This window comes from Cedecea sp. NFIX57 (assembly GCF_900177785.1).
GTDB lineage: Bacteria > Pseudomonadota > Gammaproteobacteria > Enterobacterales > Enterobacteriaceae > Cedecea > Cedecea neteri_C.
The window spans coordinates 1-26810 of the sequence record NZ_FXAS01000044.1 but is presented as its reverse complement, the minus strand read 5'-3'; the positions used below and the strand labels follow the sequence as shown (position 1 = coordinate 26810).

Genomic DNA, 26810 nt, shown 5'->3' with positions numbered 1-26810 from the left:
TCCGGTTGGTGATTTGTGATGTTTGGCGATTGATCAGATCGCACAATCCGGGCTGAGTTCCCTCAAAGTGATCTATTATTCGGAACAGCTATTTAAAATGGGCTCACAGAGAACCGGCATTGCCATCGTCTCAATGCTCATTGCGATTTTCACCGTCGGTTTTATTGCCTCCACGTTCCCAACCGGCGGCAATATATTGACGATCGTTTTCTATAACGTCGGCGGGATCGTTATCTTTCTTGGTTTTGCATGGTGGAAATACAACAGATACATCAAAGGATTGACCACAGAAGAGCAAGCAAAGGAAGCCAGGCCGGTGGTGCATTCGGTCTGATATCACCGGCACGTAATAGCAGACGCAGGCTTCAATAAACGCTGGATTGCCCCCGGCCAGAATAGCCGGGGGCAGGGATCACTTCTCATTCAAGAGTTTTACCAACTGGTTAATGCCGTCGAGCGATTTTTGCCAGCCGGGCATCCCGTCCCAGCACGCCGGAGCGGGGGTAGTTTTGACATACAGGGTCGGAACATCATTGATCAAAAAACCGCCGCTGCGCAGGTAAAAGCCCTGTAGATCGCAAATGCGGCTGTACTTGCCCGCTCCTGGCGTCATGAAGTTGGCAATTTTTTGCAGGTCCGAGCGGGTGGCTGCCAGCCCTCTTGCTGAGGTAGTACTTTTTATCTCATCTGCAACCTGCGCAATGGTGCCTGCCTCGATAGCGTCATCCAGGTTGACGAATTTCCCCTGGCTTACCCAACTGGCCAGGTAGCCTGTACAGGTTTTGGCTTTTTCAGTGGCACAGTTGAGTGGTGCCAGCAGGCTGGGGCGAAAATCGACCGTCGCCAGGCCGGACTGTTTCACCTTTGTCAGGTTGCTGACTTCCTCTTTAATCAAGGTTTCGCAACTCTTGCCGTCATAGTCGGTATTCTGGCAAACCAGCAGGGCAATTGTAGGAATACTGGCTAGCTGGCAGGCCATTTTATCCTCACCTTTAGGCGTGGCTGAGCAAAAGGAGGCATAAGGAATATTGGGTTTAATTTTGTCTATTTTGGCTGCTGCCTGGGAGAAATCGTCGGCATAGCTGTTACTGACGGAGGCAAACAGCAGTGCGGCGATGCTGGCGGGCAAAAGGTACCGGGTATTCATCGTGTTGCTCCTGTAACTGATGTTTCGGGGAAAGTACCAGCCCCAGGGCTGGCGGCATGTTGCGCATGATGGGTGCAAATGGCTTTGATCACCTGCTCAACGAGAATATCGGGTGCAGTATCAGGGGAGGATAAAGCGGGGCTAATCGCCTGTTGCTCCGGCTGTGTCACTACGCGCAGCGCTTCGCCATACATCGCGTGAAGCCGCTGTGCGAGTACGGTGTGCTCGGCCGGGCAAACAACCGTCACGCTACCGTCCCAGGGGGCAGAGTAATTCGCGGGCGGTGGGAAGTGCTGGCTGAAAGCTGCGACATGGCGAACCGTGCGGAGTTGTTGTAACCGCTGGACGTTCTGCAAGTAATACGGATTGGCGGCAATATGTTCCTGCTGGCGACAGTAACCGGCACTCAGGGGATGATAAAGATGCCAAAGCGGGCGCCCGGTGTCGCGGGTGAACGCCGCCGTGCCCAGCACGCTGGCCTTGTGGAACCAGGCATTATCCTCGCCTCCCCAGCCAACAAACTCCTCATCCATGCCGCCGTGGCGCAGGGCAAAATCGGTCCGCACCAGCACGGCTCCACCCTGTGCGCCACTGCGTTGCTGGAACACAGGCGAACAGGCTTCCGGTCGGCGTTGTTCTGCCTGCACCTGCCGGCTTTCTTCCTCGCTGAGGAAATTGATCGTACTCCAGGGGATCAGGCAGTCGAGTTGCCGTCTCTCGCACTCCTGCCAGGCATGGCGGATAAAATCTTGCGGCAGCAGCAAATCCGCATCCAGCCACAGCAGGTAGCGGGTGTGCACAAAAGGTAAGGCGATGTTCAGGGCTCGCGCTTTGCTAAATGGCGATGATGTACAGGCGAACAGGTAATCGTCGGCAAGCTTCGTCGCAACGGCCTGTGCATGAGGCTGGTTGTCCAATTCGACGACCAGCACGCGGCGCACGTCAGGCTGCTGTTTGAGTCCGGTTAACATACATTGCAAAGCCGCCAGCCGGTGCTCTCCGGCGAACGGCACGATCACACTCACACCCTCATCGAGCTCTGCGGGAGCCGCCAGATGCGGCATGGCGGGCGCGTGGTGAAGTAGCGGCGCTCGTGGAGGCAGAGAAGAATGTGTATTACCCAACAGAGCCTGTATCGCCGGTAACCAGAATTGCGGCCACTGCTCGGCAAAATCCCAGTGTTGTTGTAGCCAGGCCCGGTTTTGCAAGCCTCGCTCGCGCAGGTGCTGTGCGCCAAGTTCTATCAGCTCGCTGAGGACATTTTCCAGCGTATCCAGACTGGCGCAAACAAAAGGGGAGCTGGCGTCAGGGGTGCAGCGCTGTAAAACGGCGGCGATGTCGGGTTTCAGCCCCAAACCGTTAACCACGACCGCACCTGCCGCCAGGCCTTCCAGGCTGTTGCGATGGTAGCTGCCGGTGACACACTCATCGATAACGATATGGGCGCGGCGTTTCATCTCCATCGATTGTGTAAAGTCCACCTGCCCGGCTTCCAGCGTCAACAGGCGTAGCGGATAGCGCTGTGCCAGTCGCCTCAGGATAGCCATTGTTCGTTGGTAACCTTTGCCGTGCCAGTACAAACGATGATTGGCCGGGTACTCGTCATGTTTCACGCTCGGCGTGTAAGCAATGGTCACCGTGGCCTCTTTTTCGGCATCGTCAAAGAGCGGATTCCACAGTGGCACCGGGTTCGGTACCGCCTGCCACTGGGCGAATTCTTCCAGCGAGGCCTGATACTGCGCTACCACCAGCCCTGGCATGCCGCGCGCGACAAACTGTCGATCGACATTGCTGATGTAATTATGGGCGAGGGTAATCACCGGTTTGTTCGCCAGCAATGCCTTGTGCTGCGGCGCGGTAAAACCGTTATGCACGATCAGCAGATCGGCCGCCTCCAGCAGGGCGCAGGCGATATCCGGCTGCTTTTCCCACTCCACTTCACGCTCAAACCGCACGCCATTGCCATAGTGATTTGTCGCCCATACGGTGCGGCACCGATGCGGGGTGCAATGCTCAATGCACTCGCTCAACAGTTTGGGCACTCCGACAACTGGCGTGGTGGCATAAGAGACGATATTCAGGGATTTGGTGCTTTTTGCCTGGTGGCTGAAAGCGGAAAGCGGCTGGTACGGTAAGGTATCGACGGCGCTCTGTTGACTGAGGTTGACCAGCTCCACGCCGTGACGTGCGGCGGCATCGACCAGTCGGGCGTACTCCTGGCGAATTCTCGGCAGTTCATGGCTGAGCGAGTGACGCCCCGTTTGTGCGAAGAAGTGGTGATCGGTGAAATCCATGCCGATAAAACCGACACGTTTAGCGCCCATGAACATGGCCAGGCACGCCGCAACGTAGGTGGAGTTACGGGTGTAGGGCAACGAATGGCGGTCGTTTATCTCCACGCCGCCGTATTGCCCCAGCATGAAACGCACCATCCCCGGATGCGCAATATCCAGCGCAAGGTGGCTGAATATCGCTTTCGCCTGCGATTGCTCGATATGAGCAAAGCGCTCGGGGGTGAACTGATGGCGTGAGTTGAGCACGACCAGATAATCCGGATGAAATTTACGACCAATGTCGTTTACGCCAATGGTCAGGAAGTGCTCCGCGTCGTGCAGCTGGTTAAGGGAGTTACCGCAGCCGCACACCAGCATCGTTTCGCCGGCGTGGCGCTGATAATAGTCCGCGAAGTTTGCCGGCAGGGCGGGCGGTTGAAATAGCGACTGGGCACTTTCCATCGGATTTCCTTGTTAGCCAAAAATCACGGGGATATTGTTGATTTGCACCAGCGGTAACTGCTGGCCGTCGACGGAGCCAAACAGGGTCAGGGCGAAGGACATCCTGGCCGCCGTTGAGGGCTGCAGCGCGGCGTGCTGATACCACTGCCAGACTTCTGCCGCAATCTGGTCGGCAAGGGGCTGCGGTGACGTATTATTTATTTCCAGCGCGTTAAGCATCAGCACCGGGGACTCCACCAGAAGATCCGAGCCGGGACGCAGTGGCCAGGCGTAATTTACCTGCAAATTAATCACTGGATCGATGCCCAGGTTACCCACTTTGGTCAGCGGCGTGATGATCTGCTGGATCATCTGCTGCAGGACGTCGAGGCTAATTGCCCCGACGTGAACCGCTGGCAGGCTATCCCGTTCAATCAGAGGAATCATTACGTCGGGGAAACGCAGCGTATCGGTTTGATAGATGAATAAAGTGTTCGTTTGTTCGTCACTCACCAGTTCGTCGTTGCGAACGCTCCAGGCGGAGAACTGGATGCTCTGGCAGCTAAGAATAGCCAGCGGTTCCCAGCGCAGTACCGTGGTGGTGAAATCCGGTCGTTGTTTTAGCGTGTAGTTGATTTGCCACCATTCACCCTGTCTTGTGGCTTTGCTACGGTCTGGTGCCCACTGGACATTCCCCGTCAGTTGCAGCGTGGGCCAGATAGCCGGGTTCTGCCCGCCGTTATCCGTGCGGCCACGGAGCTGCAGCGTTTTGCCGCTGAAACTGAGGCAGAAGTGATCGATTTCGCGCACATCAGCCATCAGGGACATAGGCTGATGCCAGTTAGTCGGCCAGCTTGTGGCAATGCCGTTGGTCAACGTGCAGAACTCCTGCAGAATCGCGTCGGCATCCGGGGCGGGAGAATCTGAGCTACTGGACGACTGCAACAGGCTTTCCAGCTTTGGTGCCAGGGCCGGCCAGGCCTCGGTAAAATGCGCCAGCGCGGCGAAAAGACCATCCAGGATTGGGCCGGTTTGCTGATGGTAGTTCAGCTTCAGCGGCTGCCGGGCCAACACGTTACGTTCGACGTCAAAATAAAAATCATCCTGATCCTGCAGATCCAGCGAAAGCTGAGTCTGATAACACCACTGCAACGCCTGGGCGATTTCATCAGCCAGTGAACCAGGGCTGCCGGCGGGGGAATGCATCGCGACGCCCAGACCCTGCTGTGAAGCTAATACCGGCAAGGGGGGCTCAAACGGCAGCGGAATCGGGATCACAACGTTGTTTGCAGGCGAGGTGAGATCGGTGATCGGCATCGTCAGCGGTGAGGTATCCGGGAGCACGAATTTAAGCCAGGCGCTGGGGATGTAGCCTTGCTGCTCTTCACTCACGGCAAAATCGTGCTGCAGGTAGCTGACCTGGTATTCCAGCGGGAGCGAAATAAAGGATTGATCGCCCGGTTTCGCAACCGTCAGCAGGCTGGTGGCCCATTGTGTGCCGGAAGCCAGGTCCAGCGTCACTGGCGTAAACTGATACAGATTGTTGCTATCGCCTGGCTGAAGCGGTGAACCTGCCGCGGGCTGTTGCAGAATGCCGTACAGCTGCGGGGCTTTCTGGGGGCTGGTGTCATCGGCGATTCCATTAACCTCAACCTCGGCTGGGAACTGGACAATCGTCGACACCGTGTAAGCACTCGACAGGTTTTCCAGCAGCGCCTGCTCCAGCCTCTTCTGCGCGGCATTAACATCGCCGCCGTGGTCGATATCTTTTTGCAGCACCGACACCAGCCCGAAAGGAATCGATTTTGCCAGCAGCTGCCTGGCATGCATCAGTTGGTTGTAACTGTCTGCATCAAGCCTGGCAATCGCCACGCCCATCTGTGGAGACATCACGGTATCGAAGGCGTTGAAGAAGCTTTTTGCCCAGGCATCCATATCGACGTCGTTGTACTGAACGCCGTCCACGAGGCTGTTACGTGGGCTGGTATTCAGAGGGCGCAGCGCAAAATAGCGTGGATCGTTGGCGAATTGCGCGGTGAATCCGAGGCTGCTGGCGAAGCGGACCGACCACAGATCCTGGGAGGCATCACCGCTATCACCGACCTGGGCCCCGGCACGCTGCGCCAGTTTGAGCTGGCCTCCCTTACCGTCAATGTTGCAGAAAGCCTGCTCGAAACTGCGGGCAAAAGGCGTGATATTTCCGCCATCATGCTGTGGGCTGGCCTCGGGCGAAAGCTGTGCCAGTAGCGGGTAGATAACCTCAACGGTCTGCGGCAGCTTTTGCGAGACGTTGCTGTCGACGCGAGCGGGATCGCGCCAGGCGCGGGCGCTGACGCCAATCGCCACGATATCGTGTTGCTGCTGAGCCAGCAGGGTAAACGGAATGGTGAAATCCAGCGACCACTGCATTTCGCCGTCGGGAGAATAATGTGCCGGGCTGCCTGTCGTCTGGGCATTTATATAGTCCAGAATCTGTTGCGCTGCCGTCAGTAAAGGACTTTGTAAATCACCCGGTATCGCCCCCTGAATCAGACTGCAGGTCAGGGCATATTGGGTTCCATCGTCCGTCAACTGCTGGCAAATACGACGGTATTTATCCCCCATACGGCGCCACTGTTCGCGCAGGTCGCTGCCTGGAGATGCCGCGCTGTCAACGATATCCGGGTTAAAGGCCAGCTGGATTTGCAGACAGGCGCTTTGTACGGTGCCCGGCACAAAGAAGAAAGTGCTTTGCAGCCCAGGCCATTCTCCCAGCGCGATCAGCGGGTCGCTGTAGAGCGGCGTAAAGCTGTCGCTGTGCCCTTCGGTCAGAGGGTTGCCATACATATCACACAAGCGGAATGCCAGATCCACCGTCTGGCCGATAAGCGCATAAGGGTTTGTGCTTTGAAGCGCGCTGAACGGCAGAAGTGGCACCTGCTGTTGAAGCTGCCATGTGGCCGCTGGTGACGTTGTTTCGCCGTTTTCCGTCGGGCCAACCGGCAGGCTCCACACCGAACCACGCCACTGAGGGCTGGCTTCAGTAATACGGTACTGCATCAAATGGTAAAGATGATGCACCGGGATTGTCGCCGTCGCAGAGGTATCGCCAGCCGGAGTCCAACTGGCGGTAAAGCCAATATTTCCAGGTGCAAGCGTGGATTGCCAGACATACAGCGGCGTTCCGGCACTGTCATATGCCCGGCAGTTCAGGGCGGCGAGATCGTGCTGGGCCGTTATCCAGAGGCTGTTGTGGTATGACGCCAGCACCAGCGTCCCGTCAGGCTGGGTGTCAAAATCAACGACGATCATAAAATCGGCAGTGCCGGCGGAAGTGCCGTCCACGGCCTGCTGGTTTGGATCATTAGGGGAACTGTTTGACGCCGCGGTATCTGCGAACAGCGAATCCGGTAATCCCTGACCATCTGTAGTCTGGTAATAAAGGTAATAACCCGGCGCCCGCACGACGCTCAGTTCCCAGACGAGCTGCAGGAAATTCTCTACATCACTCAGGCGTGCGGTATCGCTGTCGGGGGTAAACGTGGCCCGCATCATCGTATGCATCTGGCTAACCTGGGCGACCTGATTCAGGGTCGACAGGTTCATTTTCGCCAGCAGGACATCCGGCGAAAGCGTGTCTGATACCCATTCAGATTTACCCGGTGGCAGGTAGAGCAGGCGCAGTGACGCGTGGGAAAGATCGGCGTTTTGCAGCGCCTGATAGATAAGCTCTCGGGTTGTTTCATCGGTACCGTTCAGTTGATAGATCGGCGCTGTCTTTGCATGGTCTGGTGATGCAGGCGAACCTGACGTTTTGCCCCGGGGCGTGGCCACCTGTGTCAGCGACAGGCGGATTTGCAGCGAGGCAAATGCATTGACTGGCGCATCGTCCGTGTCAGCATCATAACTGCTGGCTTCAGGCACCAGGCGTAGGGTGTCACCGGCCAGCGTTTGCAGGCGGTTAAGCAGCGGCTGCGGGAAAATAAATAGCGTGCGCAGCGCGTCCGGGCTTTGCCAGGCCAGGCTGTTTTTCAACTGATACCCGAGCGGGGCCGCGATAGCGCCGGGCAAGGGTTGAATCAGCAGTGTACCGGGGGCGACCGGCGCAGGTGACCCAGGTGTGGCGTCAAAAATCCAGTGAGGATCGGGGTTATTCGGTAACGTTGCAGGCACCGTGAACTGAGTAGTGGCGTTCTGCGGACTTCCGTTGCCGAAACGTAGCCAGTCGACCTCGAGGCCGGGAGTAAAACTGAGCGTGGCCTGCGCATTCTGTGGACTGCCGCTGACGGCAAACTGTTGCCCGGAAAGCACATACAGCGAAGAAGTTGGCAGGCTGGTGATGTTGTCAGGCGTGACGACTGGCGGAATGTGCGACGGATCGGGCAGTTGCAGGCCGGACATCAAATAGCGTGAGCCAAACCCGGCGATGCTCCAGTACGCCAGCTTGTCGAGCAGTTCGCTGAGTTCCTTTGTCGGATTATCTGTGAGCCAGGCGAGATCCTGCGCATCCTGAGCGATTAGCGGATTTTGCGCATCCATACCGGCCAATGTCGCACGCTTGGCCCAGCGGCGGAGTGCGGTCTCCTGCTGCTTTTCGTACTGCTTTGCATCCTCAATCAGGGTCGAGAGGGTGTAGCGCGCAATCATCAGGAAATAGTCGCCGAACAAATAGCTGGCCATACTTGGGCCGTCGGGCGGGGTATCGGAGGCCCGCAGGCTGGCCTTCTTTTTGCCATGCGGGACGGCCGGCCCTACCAGACCGACATTATCAAAATAGATTTTTACCGCATCCGTGTAGTTATTTGGGGTCAGATTGAAGCGGGAGAAATCAATGTCTATGCCGCTGGCCTGCAGATGTAATGCGTCAAACATTGGCAGCATTGCCGCCGTATCAAAGGGCACTTTTCCGGCATCCAGCCCGCGCAGGATGAAACGCAGGCGAGAGGCAAAAAAGGCGTTCAGTTTGTCAAGGAACCCCTTTCTGCCGCCAAACACCGGGCCAGGCTGTGCACTGCCGTTGCCGAGCATATCGGCCACCTGCTGCAGCGTGACTGACAGCGGCCGATCTCCGCCGCTATCCGGCGCGAAAGTCAGCAGCCACTTCACGAGGCGAATGATCAGTTCTTCGTAACCGCTGGCGGTCGCGGGAGAAGCCAGCGGTGGCTGGCCTGGCGAAGGGCAATCCATCACCAGCGTGGCAATCAGATTGACGGCGGGCGGCTGTGTCGCCTGCCACACAACCGTAGGCTGTAAAACAAAAATCACCTCAAGCTCAACCTGCGTGGCGTCATCGGCCTGCCAGCGCATCCAGGGTGCCGGTGCGGCACGAAAACGCGGAGGTTCGCGCACGTCGTGCAGCGGGCGAAGCGTATCGAACAGTTGAGAACGCTGCAGCGCGGCCAGCGATTTGGCGCGTGAGAACAGCGCCTGCCATTCCTGCGAATCGTTTGATAATGGACTTAGTCCTGGCGCAAGAGGGCCGTTGAGCGAGGCCGGTGTCCCTTTGCCGATATGAAACGTGTGGTGGACGGTGGTGTGGAACGAAAGATGGATAGTAAAGAACACCACTTTCAGCGATACGCTGACTCTTACCGAAGCGGCAATCGGGATTATCGTCTGATAACCGCATTCAAAGGCAACGCCAGCGCTGACGCTGAAACTGACCAGTACAGAGGCTTTGATGATAGCCAAATCGACACAGCCCTGCAGCACGACGGAAATTGACGCGCTGCCGGCGAACCAGTAGTGATCCGGCTTATTGGCTATCGAGCTCCCGCTGGCTTTCCACGCCAGCAGGCCCTGGAAACTGGCGGAGAGATTGACCTCCAGACTGGCGCTGAGAGGCCCGGCATTAATACTGATCCCGGCCGTGACCGCGACGCCGATACCAAATTCAAGGATGGGGTTGTAGTTGACGCTCGGCAGCGCGCCGGGGTTATCGCCACTGCGTAATTTGGCAAAGTAGAACCCCGCCCAGCCGGTAAGAATATCGAAAGAAACGCCGATGGCGTTATTCGGCGTGACCGGCCAGCCGACGTTGATGCGGAAGTCGCCATTGGTATAAATCCAGGCGGAAAAACCGGGCAGGATGAGAATAAACCCTTCCAGTGGAATCCGTCTCATGCCGTAAGGCAGGCTCAGCGCGCCGTAGTAGACCCCCAGATTAGGCCCCAGTTTTTGATAGAGGATTTCAAACAGCAGGCCGCTGAAAAATGACGGTGGGCTGGTCATCGGAATGCTGATTTCGAGACCGTACATCGCCGGATCGTTAAACAGCATCCGCAGGCGCAGTTCGCGCAGCCGCATATCCGCCGCGATAAACCAATCGCGATCCGGTTTGTAAAATGTTTTTGCCAGCTCGGTAATAATGGTTTCGGGATCGCTGCCCACCAGTTGCGTTTCCAGCTGATTAAAAATGATCTCCATCGGGTTGCCGCTGGCAGGAAGTTTCACCGTAGGGCCAACTCGCTGGCCAATCCCAAGGTAGTTCAACTCGAATGAAGAGAGAGAGTTCTGGGCGGGCAGTGGGAAGGGGAAATTCACCAGCTGCTCTTTGCTTTTTTCTGGTGTTGGGCTGCCCGTTGCGAGCAGTGTATTACCGCTGCTGACCGTGGTTTTGATGCGTGCTTTTACCGTCAAGCCGTCGCCTGCGCCGTCATAGCCGATCATCAGGCCGAGAATCGTAATATCCGGCTCAATAGTGATGTCAAAAGGCCCGGCGTTATAGTGCGTTCCGAGGCGTAATTCTTCTGCAAGCGTGAGCTGTAAAAACGAGCTTGTATTGCCAGTGTTACGATCTGGCGTGACCCACAGCGAGGGAATAATCCCCACGTCCATTATCTTCTGCCATGGTCCGGGGGGGATCTCTGGCAGGCCCGTTCCAATCACTGTTTTCAACTGGCTACTGAACAGATCCCAGATATCATTCAGGGAAATAGGCTCGGCGGTACTAAGCGAAAACGAGACAGGCCCGCCAGCCACCCGCAGGGCGACGTCCATAGGCACCTTAAAGGCGCTCCCTGTAATTTTTAGAATGATATCAGTCATGATCGGCCCATCAGTGAGTGGATGTGGGGATTAGATTCTCTGCAAGTCAGAACGACTAAACCTCGGCTTACGGGCTGGTCGGCACAGTTTCTACTGAACCGATTTCCACGCCGATGGTCTCCAGGCTCAACACATTCAGGATGTTGATCGGGGTCTGTGGCGTCATGGTGACGCCAAAGCGGTACTCACCGCTGGCGGTATTGACCGACAGTACGGTTATCGTGATGGCGGCAGCCAGAATGCCGTTTAGCGCATCTTTGATGTTTTTGATGACCAGCGGTGAGTCCGGGAGCTTGTTGATCATATCTCCCAGATCCTTCGAGGTCAGCGGCACGCCAAAGGTGTCTTTTAGCCAGTCGAGAAAGTTATTGATACTGCCCAGCGTCACCGGCTGCGCGAGCTGGAAGTTAATCCCTTTCTTGACGTTGTCGATATCCTGGCTGCTGATCGCCACCGACTGCCCATTGATAAGAAAGGAGCTGCTGATCGCTACCGTAATAGGATTTGTGGGAGGAGAGCCCACCACCGCCAATCTAGTCATCTTGCGTTCCTCTTGTGATTGAAGGGGTACTGCCGGTTGTATCGGACTGGCGAATGACAATCCGAATCTGAGTCACGGTAAAACGGCTGCCTGAAAGCGGCTGCCAGTCGCCTTCGACGTCAATGCTTTGCGGTAGCGGCGCGTCATCGGGCAATTTATTGACGGCTTTTTGCCACAGGGCGACCACCGAACGGCTCCAGCCCGCCAGCGGCAACAGCGGTAAAGTGAGGCCGTATTTCTGGTTTAACCAACTCATCACGTCGTTGACGACGTGGGGTGTTAACTTCATCGCTGCCTCCTTCCTTCCGCTTATGGGCTTTTTTTCTGCGGCTGGGCGCTGAGAAACCAGGCCAGATTATTGGTATTGGTTGCGACTTTTTGCCCTGGTGTTACGGCCCCGGCGAACACCAGAAAATCAATCAGCACGCCCGGCGGGAAGCGATAGCCAAAGACGCTGAGCTGAATGTTATTGAACAAAAAGGCGTATACCGTCTGCTGTTTATCCTTGAGATCCACCTTCAACAGATTCGCTGCACCAAAAGTAGTCTTCAGGATCCCTTCGAGTTCGAAACCGCCTGCGCCTGCCGAAAGCTGCGGGAGTTGAACAAACAACGCTGCCGCGTCGTTATCCGGTACCGTCGCGGAAGGCCCCCAGCCAAGGATCACCTTGGCGTTAAGCCGGGCGTTGGCCCCTAACGCTCCCAATGAACCGAGCTGCATGTCATATTCCAGGCCATAGCGTGCGGAGCTGGTGGCGTAGGAAACCGGCAGGGCGGCGGCGGGTTGTGGTGGCTCGGGGGACGAGGGAGGCGGTAATGCGCCAGCGGCGGGCAGATGCCCTTCCAGTTGCAGAATATTGACGGTTGTCGCCCCCAGGCTACTGGCGTTGAGCGGCTTGCCGTCGGCAGCGCTCAGGAAGCGGGAAAACTTCAGCGGGATGCTGTAAAGCAGACTGTCAGGGCGGATAGCCTCATTTTTTGGCTGCGCCTTCAGCGTGCTCATATCCAGGGTGACTTTTTTACTGTCGGGAATACAGTTGCCGTCAGCATCGAGGGTGAATTCAATGTGGGTTGTCAGGCCTGAAATAGGCAGACCGATGCTCTCCTGCCCGTAGGAAAAAAGATCCAGTTCACCGCTGATGGGAAAGGGGGTGGCGTTGAACCACAATTGCCCGCCGAGTACGAACTGAGCTTTGACGTTGGTCCCTATATTGGGACTGCCGCCCGGCGTGCTGCTCACCGGCACCAGCGAGGCATTGTCAAACCGGGTCGTTTTCACCACGTGGGTGGCATCTTCACTGGCCGGGACGATGTCGTAGATAAAGCCTTTATCACTGGTAAACACCACCCTGCCGACGCCGTCGCTGGTGGTTTGATATTTCCCTTTAATACTCAGCGTATTAGGGTTGTTTGCCGTCGCAGGCGAGGCGTGAGGGCGCAGGGCAACATTGCGGCTGAACAGTTGGTTGAGCGTCAAACCTACGGTGGTATTGAATTGCGCTACCGCCGAGTGGCTAAACACGACAATTAATGTTTCCACCTCATAGTCAACGGCTTCCTGCTGCACCGCAGGGCTGGGAGGTGAGCTGTTTCCATCATAAAAAATCACGCCGAATAGCGATGATTTTTTGATATCCAATTGGGCAGGGGATGCGCGGTGATCGAACATATTGCCCTGGATGCCAACATGGTGGGCTCGCAGACCCCCGTTGATACCGCCGAGCAGCATTTGCAGGTCTGGCGGCATCCCGTTGCCATTAATGGCCGCATTGAAAAACAGCACGCCGGTCCAGGTGCTGTCATTCACGATGCGGTTGAAGTTTTCGAACGGATTGTCTGGCGCATGAGCCTGGTCTCTGGCGAAGTCGATGGCTTTTATCAACGAGCCTGACACTTTGGCGGGGTCAGTGTTGTAACGCTGCGCCCCGGTCCACAGCGTGTGTTGCTGGCACAGTTCTGCCAGCGTGGCGGTGGTATTGAATTTAAACACCATAATTGTTTGTTGCTCAGAGGCGCTGGGATCCTCTACGCCAAACGCCATGTTGAACTGGAAGCCGCCGAGCCAAGTCGCGCTGTCAAAAGTCCAGTCATCGCCCGGCACGGTGACGACATAAAAGAGCTGATTTTGCGTCAGGGTCAATGCCAGGTCGGTTGGTACGCGTGCCGGTGAACCTTTCGATGAAAAACGCAGGAAGCTCTGTGGCTCTGGCGGGCTGGCGGCAGGGTGAGCTTCCTCCATGGACAGCGTCAGGCTGCGCCAGCCGCCCTGTTCGTCGATATCAAATAATAAGCTCTGCGGCGTGGTGGCGCTGCGTAACCCAGGGTCAGCTTCGGTTGCGTTTTGCAGCATGAAAATCGGCCCGCCAGACTGTTCCGTTAACATAGCGTGACGCACGGCCCCGATAACGGTCGCCTCAAAACGCGTAAGATCGGTTCCGCTCCCGGCCAGGCTTGCATCAAGCCCGCCATAGGGAACCCAGGGAAATAGCGCGCTGGTGGTGAATGTTTCCAGCAAGACATCAATGGCTATTGGAAACGCGGCCCCGGCAATGTCACCGAAAAAAGGGGCGGAAGCTGGCTGGCCGTAATATCGCGCCTCTGCAGGCAGGGAATACCACTGCGCCCACGAGGTCGTATAGGTCGCGTCGAGAATATCCCTGGCATCATGGGCGAGAGCTTCCGGCGTTAGCTGGAGCGTAAAAGCACCCGCTCGGGCAGGTTGATCGGCGACAAAACGCAGGATGTCGCCGCCGCTAATGCGAAAATATTCACGGGTAAACAGCCCGGGCATGACCTGTAACGCGCTGGTGGCTGCCGGGGACTGAAGTCGCGTAACCCGGAAATCACCGACCGGAGAAAGATAGAGTTCTCCGGGGGAAGGGGGGGATGAAACAACGGGGCGCCAGGAGAATGCAAACCCAGCCCCGACGGTATCTGGGGCGGGCGTCCCCGAGGCCCACGGGTCGACAGGCTGTAACCGCAGCGTAGCCCCGTCATTGGCGTAGAAATAATCAGATTTCAGCTGAGAGGCCTGGTTTTGCCAGCTGATTTTGCCGATCCGCCCCGTGGTGTCGAGCTGAAAGCGCGTGGCGCTTGTCTGGCGTGGCAGCAGCGGATTAAGCCAGATCTCAAACGCGCAGTAACTTCCGGGCTGGAACGGCGTGGAGTCGTAGAGTGGATAGGCGAGCGTCTTATTGAGCTGCGTGCCGGGTACGTAATGAAAATCTCCACCGAAGTTGCTCAGCAACTGTGGGATGTTTAAGCCCACGGAGAAATTAAAGCCGCCGGCCGCAGGGCCATCCAGCCAGATGTTAACCAACCAGCCTTCGCTGCGGTAGCCGAGCGTCTGGGGAACCTGATAATACTGCAGGCCAATCAGATCGATATCGCTGGGATCGCTGGTGCTCAACTGCAGCGACGGATAGCCGTTCTCGACGATCAAGGCTAACGGTAATCCGCTCTGCATCGTCAGCGATAAGCCTGACCAATTGAACAGCGGTTCGTTAGTGACGACATCAAATTGCCCCACTTTTTGTGAGCAAATGCAGGGCAGCGTGGCTATGACATCGTCCTGGCGGGCCAGCCAGACGATATTGTGCGCCACGACAGATGAACCTGACAGCGGAGGAAACCCCTTTCGTGCGGCACGAATAAAGGCGGGGGCCTGCTGCGGGCTAATGGTCTGTGGCGTGAAAAAATACCAGCCTGAAATCGAGTCCCAGGTGCTTTGTAAGGTCACCTCCGGGGCGCTTGCCGCTGCCGTTTTCTTTTTTCGTGTTTTTGCAAGCGAGCTGCCGTTGGTGGCCGTCAAAAAATAAACCCACAGCGGGCTGCCGCTGGCGTCCGACGGTCCCGGGGCAGCAATCAAATAAAGCCCGGGATATATTTCAGGTAAGGGACTGGTGACGCTCGACATAAATGGCAAGCTCCTAAAGTGTTGCTATGTGTAGGAAATAAAATTACGGCAAGCTAATGGATTTAATATATTGTCCGGCATTACATAGTACTGCGCCGAGATGAGTCGCGTCTTTCCAGAAAAGATATATTTGTATTGAGATGGCACTAACGTCTTCTGGAACGTCAATATTCACAGTGCCTGCATATTGCGGGCCGCTGCTTACAGGATACATTGTCAATATATTATTACCCAACCCTAATCCGCCTTTGGGCGGGTTAAGTTGATTGTAAAAAACAGGGTAATTAGCAGGGGGCAACGGTATCCATTGAAAACTTCCGCTGGTGTTGGGCAGTTTTATAAAATCACCATTGTTAATGCTGAACATTAACGACACGCTGCTGGTGTTGAATGTATAAACCTTTGCCATGCGCCCCCCTTTTTTTTTGCATTCAGGTACTGAGACACTTACGCCTGAATAAATATTATTCAGGCGTTGTGCTTTCGGCGTAAACGATTTATGGCTAACTTTATTTCTGGCTGGTTAATTTATTAAAAATAATAATTTAATGCATGCACTGAGTTTATGAGATATTAGCAGGAGAGACCTGGATAAACTGGCCGCCATTCAGTACCGCAAAAGAGACATCTTTGGCATCTTTCCAGAACAGGTACAACTGCAGTGAACTGACCGTAACATTGGTCGGAATATTTAGGGTGAAATTGGCACTGGAGGCCGGCCCGCTCGTGGAAGGGTAAAGGGTAATGGTGTTTGCGCCGAGGCCTAGCTGGCCGTTGCCAAAGTTGGTGTTATTCACAAATGTAGGCTGAGTTGCGGGGACGCTAGGCACCCAGCTGGTACTGTCCGCCGCGTTTACAGACAGGAAACTGCCATTGTTAACGCTTACTGAAATGGCGACACCTGATGCATTGAAAATATATGCGTTTGGCATGAGATAATTACCTTGTTATCAGCGGTTGAGTGTTGACCATGACGCGGGTTTTTGCGCCATAGTTTATATTTACTACAACATGAGAGAGTATATTTAATCAGGCTTAAACTTCACGTTAAACAGGGCGTTTGCCAACCAGGATTAATCCTAAGTGGCCAACATCCATAAAAACTATAAGGGGGAAAATTATTTTTGCAAAATAAATTACAAATCAATTTTTATTTTACTTCCCGCCGAGGGTTGTGTTGGGTTCATGTTATTGTTTTCTGACGGATACTGAATGGCAGAGACGGCATTTAATAACACGCTTGTGGTTGCTTTGGTGATAACTACTGCCTGAAAGGGTTGTCCATCCTGCAGAACAATAGCCGCAACGCTGGTAGCATTTTTCCAAAAAAGATAGAGTTGTATCGAGTTTATGGAAATATTTTCGGGGATGGTTATTGTGCAGGTTCCAGCCTCGGCTGGACCGGAAGTTGATGAATACGTTGTTATTATATTGTCGCCAAGCTTCAATTGCCCGATGCCAGCTATGGTATTGTTTACAAATGTGGGCGGCGGGACAGCTTGGCCTGCCTGCCATGTAATTTGGGCTGCAGCATTTACTGTAAAAAAACTGCCATTATTAAGGCTGACATAAATATCTGACTTGCTAGCATTAAACACTTCCAGCTGCGACATAATGTTGTCTCCTGAATGAGTTAGCGAAAATAAGCAGTTTAATAAGATGATTTCTGCTACGTAATATAATATAGCCACTCAGACTGAAGACAGTGCTCGCATTTATAAACATGAAGGTGAATAACCCGAAGTTTCGTCGTTAAGCGTCGTGGGGTCGAAAAGCAATATATCGGGCTGCTTCTTAAAGAGTTCATGCAGCAAATGACGCTCATCCTCCTGCATCAGCATGACCTGCCACCCCCGCTGGGCCACGATCCCGGTTAACCCTTCGCGCATCAAAGGGTGATGTTCATAGATCAATACCTTTCTCATTACCTGTTCCTTTCTTCATCATGAGTCATGCCTCTTCCGGGCGAGCTTGGTGCTCTTTTTGTTGAGTAGTTACCAGCAGGTGCTGCAAGGTTTCGGGTTGCAAGGGTTTGGTTAAACAGTCGTTCATCCCAGCGGCGAGGCAGTTTTCGCGGGCGTCTTCGCGGCTCATGGCCGTCAGGCCGTAGATTGGGGTTGGATTCAGGCCAAAGCGCTTTTCTGCCTGCCGAATGTGGCGGCTTAACTCGAAACCGTCCATGTCGGGCATCGTACAGTCGGTAATGACCATGGTCAGGTGGCGGTGCTGCTGCTGCCAGAGCGATAGCCCTTCGCGGCCATCCGTGGCGGTCAGCACCTGGTAACCCTGTTTTTTAAGCTGCTGGCGGAGCAGAAGTCTCGCGGGCGGGTAGTCATCCACAACCAGAATCTGTGGTGCGGCGGCGGGCAGCGCCAGCTCGGAGGTTATTACCGCCGCAGGTGTCGCGGTGGTGAAGGGGCGAACGCTAAAGCTGAAGCTCACCGCTGCGCTTTGTGAGTTCTGTTCGGCCCTGAAAAGCTCGGTTCCCGACGCCGCCGCTACGCACTGGCATTCTGAAAATACGTGCTGCTGCGAGGCTTCGGGCCAGCTCGGGTTACTCACCTCGATTTTTAACGGCAGCGCACCTTCCTTTTCTTCGCCCAGGACTCTCAGCGGCACAATGATTTCCCCGCTGGACGAATGCTTGATGGCGTCCCGCAGCAGGCAGGAAAGGATGCGGATCATCTGCAAAGGGTCGCACTCAACCTGCGGGTGAGTCAGGTCAGACTGAACTTTAATCCCAACCCCTTTTTCTTCCGCCTGCTGGCGGTAGAGCGCCACCGTGCTGTGCAGTAGCGAAGGGATATTTACAGGGCGGAAATGCCCCTCCGAATCCAGATTTTCTGCCCGGAAGATGTCGATGAGATCGTTACTCAGCATTTGCAGCGAACAGGCCGACTCGTAGGCCGTTTGCACATTTTCGTTGTGCTGATGCCGTTCCTGTAGGCGCTGGAGCTCCAGCTCAAGCAGGCCCACGATGGCGTTCAACGGCGTGCGGATCTCGTGCCCCATGCTGCGCATAAAGGCATCTCTGGACTTCACCAGCTGCTCATTCTCCTCTTTTGCCTCCTGCAGCTGGTCGATCAGCGCCTGGCGGCTTTGCAGATGCGCGGCGAGCGCCCTCAGGCGGTGGCGCAAATGGTTTATCCAGAACGCAATCAGCGTAAACAGGGCCACAACGCCAGCGGCGCCCCACAGCAGAACCTGAAGGGACGGGGCGTTAACGGCTGGCTTGTCTGATATCACCTGCGATTCTCGCCAGCTTGCCGCCAGCTTGAGCAGCGTTTCAGGCGTTATTTTTTGCAGCGCCTTGTTGAAAATAGAGAGCGGCTGCGGGTTATCGCCGGGGAAACCAAAGCCGAAATTAAGCGGCTTAAGCGGGAGCGACAGCGCCTGATACAGGCGCATATCTTCTTCCCGTTTAATCTGGTACTGCGCGGCAAACTGGCTGGTGATAACGCCGCGCACTTGGCCTTTATGCAGGGCCTGAACCGCGTCGGCCAGGGTGTCTGTGCGGATAAGCCTGAGCGTGGGGTACCAGGTTTCCAGCCACGGGATCAGCAGGCTATGGCGCTCAATAGCAATGCGCTCGCCGCTTAAATCGTGCAGCGAGGCCGGGCGCTGGTGGTGGCGATCCATGACTAACACCGCCGGGGAGACGAGCCACGGGAAAGAGACTTTTTCCGGCGGGCGCGCCGTTTCGTCTTCCCCTGGGATCGTCAACTGGTGAGCCAGAATCGCGCCGGGAAAACGGCCAATCAGTCGGGTCAGCTCTTCATCGCTGTTGGCTATTTCGTAGCGCAGCTTGAGGCCGTAGCGCGCCGAAATAAGCCGCAGCACGTTGACGGCCAGGCCATCGGGCTGCCCTGCGGCGTTAATCAGCGTGAAAGGGGCTCGGCGGGTATCCACCAGCACGACCAGCGGCTGCTGCTCGTCCAACCAGCGCTGCTCTTCTTCGCTGAGCTGAAGCGGCAGTAAATCCTGCGTGCCGTCGTCGTCAACGCCCCAGCCCTGGGCGATGCGCAGCCTGCTGACGACCGGCAAAGCGTTAAGCGTGTCATCAATGGCGCGGAGCAGCTGCGGCGAACGGCGGGTCACGCCAAAGCTAAAATTGATGTCACTTTGGGCAGGATGGGGCATCAGCCAGATATTATCGACCTGCCCGTCGCGGGTTAAGTACCGGGCGGTGGCCTGGTTGAGCGCGAGCATCCCCGTCTGGCCGAAGGCCACTTCGTTGATGGCGTGCCGGTAGTCCTGGAAACTGTGTGGAGCGACGCCAAACGGGTCGTGCGGCTCGGCGGTAATGTCCTCCAGCTCCGCCAGCAAGCCAAGTTTTGCCAGTTGACGATCGGGGTCGCGTTCGTGGCCAACCACCATGACGCCGGTATCGTGCAGCCACGGCACGGAGGCCTCAACGGGGCGCCAGGTGTCCAGCGCCGGGTTCCAGACGGCAAGCATTTGAAGGGTGTTCTGGCTGAGCGCCGCCAGGGCTTCGCCTTTGCTGCGGTAGTAATGCAGCCTGAAACGCACGTTAAGCGTCGTTTCCAGCACTGACAAATAGTCCGCATCCATGCCCGCCAGCTCCCCGTTTTCAAGGCCGAGGCTTATCGGCGGCTGGGATATTCCCCAAATACCCACGTTAATGACTGGGTTGGCCAGCAGCCAGGCTTTAACCTCCGGCGGGAAATCCACCACGGGCGGATTGACCTCTATTCGGGGCGCAAGCTGCAGCGGTTGGGATGCCGCCTGGGTCGGGATCGTCAGAAAAAATAGCCAGCCAGTAAACAGCGCGGTGAGTATTTTATTCATCAAGGATTCAGCTCCGACGGCGGTCAGCATAGGGGTAGCGGCTAAGAAAAGTCTGGCAAGGATGCCGAAGCGCGGGGCAAAAGCCTCCAGGCTCTGTCCTGGATTTTGATTTGCATAGCAAGGTAAGTAATTGCTTACCGGGCGCTCAGTAAAGCTTGATAAGAAACCACCGGAAGTGTGACTAAGATCTACCCCAGAGCACCGTATGAGCCGGTGCATCAAGCGTGAAACAGAGAGGCATACATGCAGGCGAACACTCCCCAAAAAATCCGCGTCGTGCTGCTGGACGACCACCCAATGATTCGCCTCTCTTTTGATATCGCCGCCCGAAGAGAGCCGGACATGGAAGTGGTGGCCAGCTTTAGCCAGAGCAAAGACCTGCTGCTGTGGCTAAGCTCGCATCGGGCAGATGTGCTGGTGCTGGACTATATCCTCGAAGGGCATGAAGTGGATGGCCTGACGCTAATCAAACAGATTCTGGCGCGTCACCCCGACCAGCGGATTTTGCTGTCTTCTTCGATGGAAAGCCTGGCGGTGATCCACGCAACTCTGCTTGCCGGCGTGAAAGGCTACGTCAATAAGCGAGAAGACATTAGCCGCTATTTTCATGCGGTGCGGCAGGTGGCGGCGGGGAAATGCTATCTCTCGGCTGAGCAGGAAGCGGGGCTTCTGCAGTTACCTGCTCGTCGTAAAAACAGTGCATCATTAGACGCGCGTTTTGGCGATGACGCGCTGCCGGTCAGCAAATTGCTGGCGCTACTGACGCCGCGAGAGTCTGAAATACTGCGGCTCTTTCTGGATGGCCTGACGGTGCAGCAGATCTCAGACAAGCTCAAGCGAAGTCGGAAAACGATCAGCTGTCACAAACAAAGCGGCATGAAAAAACTGGGGATTGCTTCCGATCCCGAGCTGTTTAAGTACCGGGAAGATCTGTTCAAGTAAGGTTTGGCGGCTGCGGGAGAGACTGTTTTCTGGCCGGGATAGTGTGATTGCTGTGGGAGACAGCTATTTCGGTGCGTGTTGACTTCAAAATGGTACGCCCTACAGGGTTCGAACCTGTGACCTACGGCTTAGAAGGCCGTTGCTCTATCCAGCTGAGCTAAGGGCGCACTGAGTAATGCAGAGAAACATTACGGCTTGATGCGGGGTGGATTATACGGTCAGCACCTCTTGAGTCAATGGCTTTTCAACCACCTGCGCGACAAATGAGCATAAACCCACATCAGTGCCTGACAGCGGGCCGCGCATCTGACAAAATAGCCGCAACCCCCTTCCTTTAAGTTTACAGATGGAATTCTCTCTCTGATGGCAGCAAAGATTATTGACGGTAAAACGATTGCGCAGCAGGTCCGGCTTGAAGTTGCTGAAAAAGTAAAAGCCCGAGTTGCCGCAGGAAAACGTGCCCCTGGTCTGGCCGTTGTATTGGTGGGAGCGAACCCTGCGTCCCAGATTTATGTCGCGAACAAACGCAAAGCTTGCGAAGAGGTGGGTTTTGTCTCCCGCTCTTATGATTTGCCGGAAACCACCAGCGAAGCGGAGCTGTTAGGGCTGATCGATGCGCTGAACGCGGACGCCGAGATTGATGGCATTCTGGTACAGCTGCCGCTGCCTGCCGGGATCGATAACGTCAAAGTTCTCGAGCGTATCGACCCGGATAAAGACGTGGATGGCTTCCATCCGTACAACATTGGCCGCCTGTGCCAGCGTGCGCCGCGCCTGCGTCCGTGCACGCCACGTGGTATCGTGACGCTCCTTGAGCGCTACAACATCGACACTTACGGCCTGAATGCGGTCATCATTGGCGCCTCCAACATTGTGGGGCGCCCGATGAGCATGGAGCTGCTGCTGGCCGGTTGCACCACCACCGTAACGCACCGTTTCACCAAAAACCTTCGCCAGCACGTTGAGAACGCCGACCTGGTGATTGTCGCCGTGGGCAAACCGGGCTTTATTCCGGGCGAATGGATTAAAGAAGGCGCTATCGTGGTGGACGTCGGCATTAACCGCCTGGAAAGCGGGAAAGTGGTCGGGGACGTAATTTATGATGAAGCCGCCGCCAAAGCCTCGTATATTACGCCGGTTCCGGGTGGCGTAGGCCCAATGACGGTTGCCACCCTAATTCAGAATACCTTGCAGGCCTGCGAGGAATATCATGATGTTGATGGAGAGTAATAATGGCGACCTTCTCACTAGGTAAACACCCCCACGTTGAACTGTGCGACTTGCTCAAGCTGGAAGGCTGGTGCGAAAGCGGCGCGCAGGCAAAAGCGGTGATTGCCGAAGGCCTCGTGAAGGTGGACGGTGAAGTTGAAACCCGCAAGCGCTGCAAAATTGTGGCGGGTCAGACCGTCGTCTTTGAAAGCCTGAGCATTACCGTTCAGCCGTAATCGCGCGCGCCCTTTTCTGAACGAAGAGGGCAGGCATCAACTCTCCTTGCCATCCTGGCGGGAGAGTTGCCTGATTTCTTCATGCTTCCGGCACGAAACCTTATCAATACCAGGCTTAAAAACCTGCGTCACTTCAAATATTCGATAACAATATGACAACATCGCAGAATTCAGTTGCGGGGCAAAAACCGTTTCGGCACTCTAGGTAGAACGTTCTACTAGAACGTTCTACCTACCATAAAAACGCGTGAACAGACAAAGCGCGGTTACTGCGTCTGCACCGGGGGAAACGTCCATGAGTCTGTTGTCCAGTGTTGTTAAATCGTTATCAAAGCTTTCCATGATTGGCCGCGCCTTAATGCTGCCTATCTCTCTGCTGCCCGCCGCAGGTTTACTGCTGGCGTTCGGCGATAAGTTTCACTTACCGCTGATGATGAACGCGGGCGGCGTTATCTTCGATAACCTGCCAATGCTGTTTGCCATCGGTTCTGCCGTTGGCCTGGCCGCTGAGTCAGGTATTGCCGCGCTGTCGGCGGCGGTGTCGGTGTTTATCATTAACATCACCATTGGCACCGTCATGCACATCACGCCGGAAATGGCCTCTGCGGGCGGGAAATACGCCATGGTAGTGGGCATTCCAACGCTGCAAATGGGCGTTTTTGGCGGGCTTATCTCCGGTATCCTGGCGGCATGGTGCTACAACAAGTTCCACACCATGCAACTGCCGGAATTCCTGGGCTTCTTCTCCGGCAAGCGTTTTGTCGCCATCGCGACGGCGTTTCTCTCCTTCCTGTTGGGGATGGTGTTGCCGTGGGTGTGGTCATACATTCAGTCCGGCATTGATGCGCTGTCCGTGGTGGTTAACGGGGATAATCAGGCCGCATCAACCTTCATCTTCGGGCTGGTTGAGCGCGCATTAATCCCGCTGGGCCTGCACCACATCTGGTATCCGTCCTTCTGGTACTCCTTCGGGGAATACACCACCCATACCGGGCAGGTGATTCACGGCGACCAGACGATTTGGTTCAAAATGCTGGAAGAGGGCGTGAAGTCCTTCAGCAGCGACAGCTACCAGAATGCCGGTAAATTCATGCAGGGCGAGTTCCCTCTGATGCTGTTCGCGCTGCCTGCGGCCTGTCTGGCGATGTACCATGAAGCCAACACCAAGAATAAGAAAATTGCCTCCGGTATTCTGTTCTCTGCGGCGCTGACCTGCTTCCTCACCGGGATCACCGAGCCGGTTGAGTTCACCTTCATCTTCGTGGCTCCGATTCTGTATGTGTTCAACGCGGTGATGGCCGGCCTGTCTTATATGTGCATGTACCTGCTGCATGCCCATATCGCCAAATCGTTCTCTGCCGGGATGATCGACTACATCTCCTTCGGGATCCTGCCGTCGTTCAACGGCTACCAGACTAACTTCCTGATGGCGGTGGTCGTGGGCGTGCCAATGGCGCTGATTTACTACTTCACTTTCCGCTTCGTGATTCGCCGTTTCGACGTGAAAACGCCGGGCCGCACAGAAGTGACCGCTAACGCGGGAGACAAAACCGACACCGAACTGGCGGGCGATATCATCGGCCTGCTGGGCGGGGCACCAAATATTAACTCTGTAGGTTCCTGCATTACGCGCCTGCGTCTGGAAGTGGACGACAGTTCGATGGTCGATAAAGATGGCCTGAACAGCCTGGGCGCACGTGGCGTGGTATTCGTCGGCGATTCGGGTATCCAGGTCATATTTGGTGCCAGAGCGCAATTTATTGCACAGACAATGTCGACGATGATCGGTAAATAATGTAATACCTTTCGGCCTCCTGTATGGTTCAGGGGGCTGAAATTTATGGATGTGCGGTTACAGGGGTGGAATGAAAAAGGTCAACATCATTGATGTCGCTGAGCTGGCGGGCGTATCGGTTTCGACGGTTTCGCTGGTGCTGCGCCAGAAGGGCAAGATCTCTGAGGCGACCATTGATAAGGTCAATGCCGCTATCAAGGAGCTGGGCTACGTGCATAACGTTGCCGCCGCCAACCTTCGCTCCAACACCTCTAACCTGATCGGCCTGATTATTCGTGACTTTAACAACTCTTTCTCCGTCAACGTCACCGCGAGCGTTGTCCAGCAGCTCGAAAAACAAGGCTACATGGTGTTTCTTGGCCAGCCGCGCGACGGAGAACAACAGCTGCGCAACTGCCTGACCTCGTTTAGCCAGCAGGGCGTTGCCGGGGTGATTTATCTGGCCGCCGACTGCCACTCCGCTGATGTTCCCCAGGCCATTACCGACTGCCCGCTGCCCACGGTGGTTATCTCTGAATCCACCATCACCAGCACGCGCGATGTGATTGGGCGGGATAATCGCCAGGCCGGTAACCAGGCCACGCGCTTTCTCATAGAACGCGGGCATCGCAATATTGCCTGGCTGGGGGGCACAAAAAGCTGCCTAATCCGCGCCGAGCGGCTGTCTGGCTACCGCAGCGCCCTGCAGCAGTATGGCTTGCCGTTCAGAGAAGAGTGGGCGCCGGAATGTGCAGACGATACATCGGCCTCGGCTTTTGCCACGCGCCTGATGCTGGAAAAGAGCAACCAGATTACCGCCATGCTGTGTCATTCTCCGGCGGCCATTATCGGCGCAATTACCGGCATTCAGCAGGTTGGCCGCACCGTTGGGAAAGACGTTTTCTTAACGCAGCAGGTCTCGCTGATTGGTTTCGAGGATATGATGTACATTAACCTGACCTCGCCGAGCTTTACCTATGTTTCCGCCTCCAGTGAAGAGACCGGACGACAAGCTGCTGCATTAATTGTCAGCAAAATCAAACAGCCGGAACTTCCCGCCCAGAGAATTATCATCTCTGGTGAACTGGTGCCGCGCGAATCTGCATAACGGGAAGTATATTACCCGTCCGTTATTATTATGCGATTAAACCCTTCCACTCACATTAATGGCATATTATTAACGCATTATTTTCATTTTTATTTCAATTAATCATGAAATCAGCCTGAGATTGCAAACCGCATATGTTCTGGTCAGAATAGCCACTTCTCTTTCAGAATTTTCTCTTAAATATGCTCAAGCGTGTGCTTTTCATCTTATTGTTAATATCTGGTTTTTATACCGGTAGTGCGATGGCGGCTAGTTGCCAGCGTCCGGCTACGCCTTTGGAAAATACCATCTGCACGAATGATACCCTGCACTGGCTTGACAGTGCGATGACCGTTATTTACCGCAGCATGCTGGAGAAACACGATGCGCTCCAGGTGCATAAAGAGTACGCGGAGTGGGAAAAATCCCTTGAAAGCTGCACGTCATACAGCTGCATTGAACGCGCCTACTATGAAGGTATTAGCCGTATTTCTGACGTGAAAGAGAATTTTGACTGGCAGGGAAAATGGTGGAATACCTCGGCGGCCAACCGCAGCGGTGGGATACTCACCTTTAGCCGCAATGCTGAATGGTCATTGACCGTTGATATTCAGGCCTGGGCAGGCTCGAATCATGATGATTTTAGCGCCGAAGCCAGAAAACTCTACGGTATTGCGATTGTGGAAAAAGTGAAGGATACCAGTAACTGTAAGCTGTTGCTTATCCCGCAACAGGACGACTCCATTCAGGTTTACAGCAACGCGAGCTGGGGCTGTAGTCTGTCGATGCCGACCGGCGTATTTATTGACGGTCTCTATGCCAAAAGTCCAACGGATCCACGCCCGAAAGCCACGTTGTTGTCCCTGGGTATCTTCCCAGACTCGGCAACAGATACCCGTTTTAGGGAGATGGTAGGGGACGACTACCAAAACTTTGTTGATTCCGCGAATGTCTATATCTACCAGGACGATATCGACAATATTGGCGCGAAAGTGATTTCCATGTGGGTGCGCGGAGAGGCGAATCGTCATACCGCCATTATTATGTATACACCGGACGGTAAAATGTGGGCCGCCCGGACTACGCCAGGGAAAAATGGCGTTCAGGAGGCCAGGTTTTATCGCGGTAAAGGGAATGAGACTGGCCCTCTACCTAGAACGATTCAGAGCTGGAAGCTGCGGTTTTTAGATAAGTAGCTTTGCTCACGCCGCCACTTCTTTCAAACTTAACATCGCTTCAGGTCTTTACCCTCACCCTAACCCTCTCCCTGAAAGGAAGAGGGGATAAAAAATTCGCTGCGGTTTGTTTTCCCCTGAAAGGGAGAGCAGCTGTGTTTAAAGTCAAGGGTGGCGCTATGTCGTCACCCATTCTTTATTATCCCGAAGCATTGCATTCAGGATGGTCACCAGC

At 55.3% G+C, this 26810-nt stretch carries 18 protein-coding genes, 1 tRNA gene and 1 pseudogene; 8 read left to right on the top strand and 12 right to left on the bottom strand.

The annotated features are described in order from the left end of the window. Positions 1-91: 91 nt before the first annotated feature. Positions 92-334 (top strand): annotated as a pseudogene (locus B9Y90_RS23250) (amino acid permease); the annotation flags it as partial. 78 nt (positions 335-412) lie between these two features. Here the strand turns inward: B9Y90_RS23250 and B9Y90_RS23245 are convergent. From B9Y90_RS23245 to B9Y90_RS23195, 11 genes are all read right to left on the bottom strand, one after another. Continuing rightward, on the bottom strand, positions 413-1147 hold the full coding sequence (locus tag B9Y90_RS23245) for a hypothetical protein (protein WP_085542781.1): 735 nt from the start codon (positions 1145-1147) through the stop codon (positions 413-415). Beyond that, positions 1144-3882: a glycosyltransferase gene (locus B9Y90_RS23240; protein WP_085542780.1), complete on the bottom strand. Its 2739-nt coding sequence runs from the start codon at positions 3880-3882 to the stop codon at positions 1144-1146. The genes B9Y90_RS23245 and B9Y90_RS23240 overlap by 4 nt, the downstream gene beginning before the upstream one ends. Positions 3883-3894: 12 nt before the next feature. Then, positions 3895-10887: a hypothetical protein gene (locus tag B9Y90_RS23235; RefSeq protein ID WP_139827474.1), complete on the bottom strand. Its 6993-nt coding sequence runs from the start codon at positions 10885-10887 to the stop codon at positions 3895-3897. Between the two features lie 67 nt (positions 10888-10954). Next, on the bottom strand, positions 10955-11428 hold the full coding sequence (locus B9Y90_RS23230; protein WP_039290979.1) for a hypothetical protein: 474 nt from the start codon (positions 11426-11428) through the stop codon (positions 10955-10957). Next, entirely contained in the window at positions 11421-11717 is a 297-nt protein-coding gene (locus B9Y90_RS23225) for a hypothetical protein (RefSeq protein WP_085542778.1), read from the bottom strand. The genes B9Y90_RS23230 and B9Y90_RS23225 overlap by 8 nt, the downstream gene beginning before the upstream one ends. Before the next feature lie 20 nt (positions 11718-11737). After that, positions 11738-15343 carry a hypothetical protein gene (locus tag B9Y90_RS23220; RefSeq protein ID WP_139827473.1) on the bottom strand — a complete coding sequence of 1202 codons (3606 nt, stop codon included), beginning with the start codon at positions 15341-15343 and terminating at the stop codon, positions 11738-11740. Between the two features lie 43 nt (positions 15344-15386). Continuing rightward, positions 15387-15752 carry a hypothetical protein gene (locus tag B9Y90_RS23215; RefSeq protein ID WP_085542776.1) on the bottom strand — a complete coding sequence of 122 codons (366 nt, stop codon included), beginning with the start codon at positions 15750-15752 and terminating at the stop codon, positions 15387-15389. A 154-nt stretch (positions 15753-15906) separates the two neighbouring features. Next, a complete protein-coding gene (locus tag B9Y90_RS23210; protein ID WP_039290988.1) occupies positions 15907-16275 on the bottom strand; it encodes a hypothetical protein in 369 nt (122 codons plus the stop codon). A gap of 204 nt (positions 16276-16479) precedes the next feature. Then, positions 16480-16956 (bottom strand): hypothetical protein, encoded by a 477-nt coding sequence (locus B9Y90_RS23205; RefSeq protein WP_085542775.1) that lies wholly within the window; start codon positions 16954-16956, stop codon positions 16480-16482. Positions 16957-17058: 102 nt separating this feature from the next. Continuing rightward, positions 17059-17268 carry a helix-turn-helix domain-containing protein gene (locus B9Y90_RS23200; RefSeq protein WP_085542774.1) on the bottom strand — a complete coding sequence of 70 codons (210 nt, stop codon included), beginning with the start codon at positions 17266-17268 and terminating at the stop codon, positions 17059-17061. Positions 17269-17293: 25 nt separating this feature from the next. After that, positions 17294-20152 (bottom strand): response regulator, encoded by a 2859-nt coding sequence (locus B9Y90_RS23195; protein WP_176227902.1) that lies wholly within the window; start codon positions 20150-20152, stop codon positions 17294-17296. A 243-nt stretch (positions 20153-20395) separates the two neighbouring features. Between B9Y90_RS23195 and B9Y90_RS23190 the strand changes: the two genes are divergently transcribed. Continuing rightward, complete coding sequence (locus B9Y90_RS23190; protein ID WP_085542772.1) at positions 20396-21094, top strand: response regulator; 699 nt, start codon at positions 20396-20398, stop codon at positions 21092-21094. A gap of 90 nt (positions 21095-21184) precedes the next feature. Here B9Y90_RS23190 and B9Y90_RS23185 read toward each other — a convergent pair. After that, positions 21185-21261 (bottom strand) — tRNA-Arg (locus B9Y90_RS23185). A gap of 196 nt (positions 21262-21457) precedes the next feature. Here B9Y90_RS23185 and folD point away from each other — a divergent pair. The 6 genes from folD to B9Y90_RS27135 form a co-directional block, all read left to right on the top strand. After that, complete coding sequence (gene folD, locus B9Y90_RS23180) at positions 21458-22324, top strand: bifunctional methylenetetrahydrofolate dehydrogenase/methenyltetrahydrofolate cyclohydrolase FolD (RefSeq protein ID WP_008455989.1); 867 nt, start codon at positions 21458-21460, stop codon at positions 22322-22324. Between the two features lie 2 nt (positions 22325-22326). Continuing rightward, entirely contained in the window at positions 22327-22539 is a 213-nt protein-coding gene (ybcJ, locus tag B9Y90_RS23175; RefSeq protein ID WP_008455991.1) for a ribosome-associated protein YbcJ, read from the top strand. 295 nt (positions 22540-22834) lie between these two features. Next, positions 22835-24334, top strand: coding sequence for a PTS transporter subunit EIIC (locus B9Y90_RS23170; protein ID WP_008455993.1), 1500 nt, complete (start codon positions 22835-22837; stop codon positions 24332-24334). A 70-nt stretch (positions 24335-24404) separates the two neighbouring features. Further along, complete coding sequence (malI, locus tag B9Y90_RS23165; RefSeq protein ID WP_039291003.1) at positions 24405-25421, top strand: Mal regulon transcriptional regulator MalI; 1017 nt, start codon at positions 24405-24407, stop codon at positions 25419-25421. A 242-nt stretch (positions 25422-25663) separates the two neighbouring features. Next, entirely contained in the window at positions 25664-26596 is a 933-nt protein-coding gene (locus B9Y90_RS23160; RefSeq protein WP_254902741.1) for a lysozyme inhibitor LprI family protein, read from the top strand. Positions 26597-26598: 2 nt separating this feature from the next. After that, positions 26599-26810, top strand: a 212-nt coding sequence (locus B9Y90_RS27135; RefSeq protein ID WP_217808996.1) for a hypothetical protein, incomplete at its 3' end; no start/stop codon positions are given.

Bases quoted from the DNA above. Each gene is read 5' to 3' on its own strand.
- B9Y90_RS23235 (WP_139827474.1), bottom strand. From the start codon at position 10,887: ATGACTGATATCATTCTAAAAATTACAGGGAGCGCCTTTAAGGTGCCT.
- B9Y90_RS23220 (WP_139827473.1), bottom strand. From the start codon at position 15,343: ATGTCGAGCGTCACCAGTCCCTTACCTGAAATATATCCCGGGCTTTAT.
- B9Y90_RS23200 (WP_085542774.1), bottom strand. From the start codon at position 17,268: ATGAGAAAGGTATTGATCTATGAACATCACCCTTTGATGCGCGAAGGG.
- B9Y90_RS23170 (WP_008455993.1), top strand. From the start codon at position 22,835: ATGAGTCTGTTGTCCAGTGTTGTTAAATCGTTATCAAAGCTTTCCATG.
- B9Y90_RS23190 (WP_085542772.1), top strand. From the start codon at position 20,396: ATGCAGGCGAACACTCCCCAAAAAATCCGCGTCGTGCTGCTGGACGAC.
- B9Y90_RS23210 (WP_039290988.1), bottom strand. From the start codon at position 16,275: ATGCCAAACGCATATATTTTCAATGCATCAGGTGTCGCCATTTCAGTA.
- B9Y90_RS23225 (WP_085542778.1), bottom strand. From the start codon at position 11,717: ATGAAGTTAACACCCCACGTCGTCAACGACGTGATGAGTTGGTTAAAC.
- folD (WP_008455989.1), top strand. From the start codon at position 21,458: ATGGCAGCAAAGATTATTGACGGTAAAACGATTGCGCAGCAGGTCCGG.
- malI (WP_039291003.1), top strand. From the start codon at position 24,405: ATGAAAAAGGTCAACATCATTGATGTCGCTGAGCTGGCGGGCGTATCG.
- ybcJ (WP_008455991.1), top strand. From the start codon at position 22,327: ATGGCGACCTTCTCACTAGGTAAACACCCCCACGTTGAACTGTGCGAC.
- B9Y90_RS23245 (WP_085542781.1), bottom strand. From the start codon at position 1,147: ATGAATACCCGGTACCTTTTGCCCGCCAGCATCGCCGCACTGCTGTTT.
- B9Y90_RS23215 (WP_085542776.1), bottom strand. From the start codon at position 15,752: ATGGCAAAGGTTTATACATTCAACACCAGCAGCGTGTCGTTAATGTTC.
- B9Y90_RS23160 (WP_254902741.1), top strand. From the start codon at position 25,664: ATGGCGGCTAGTTGCCAGCGTCCGGCTACGCCTTTGGAAAATACCATC.
- B9Y90_RS23205 (WP_085542775.1), bottom strand. From the start codon at position 16,956: ATGTCGCAGCTGGAAGTGTTTAATGCTAGCAAGTCAGATATTTATGTC.
- B9Y90_RS23230 (WP_039290979.1), bottom strand. From the start codon at position 11,428: ATGACTAGATTGGCGGTGGTGGGCTCTCCTCCCACAAATCCTATTACG.
- B9Y90_RS23240 (WP_085542780.1), bottom strand. From the start codon at position 3,882: ATGGAAAGTGCCCAGTCGCTATTTCAACCGCCCGCCCTGCCGGCAAAC.
- B9Y90_RS23195 (WP_176227902.1), bottom strand. From the start codon at position 20,152: ATGAATAAAATACTCACCGCGCTGTTTACTGGCTGGCTATTTTTTCTG.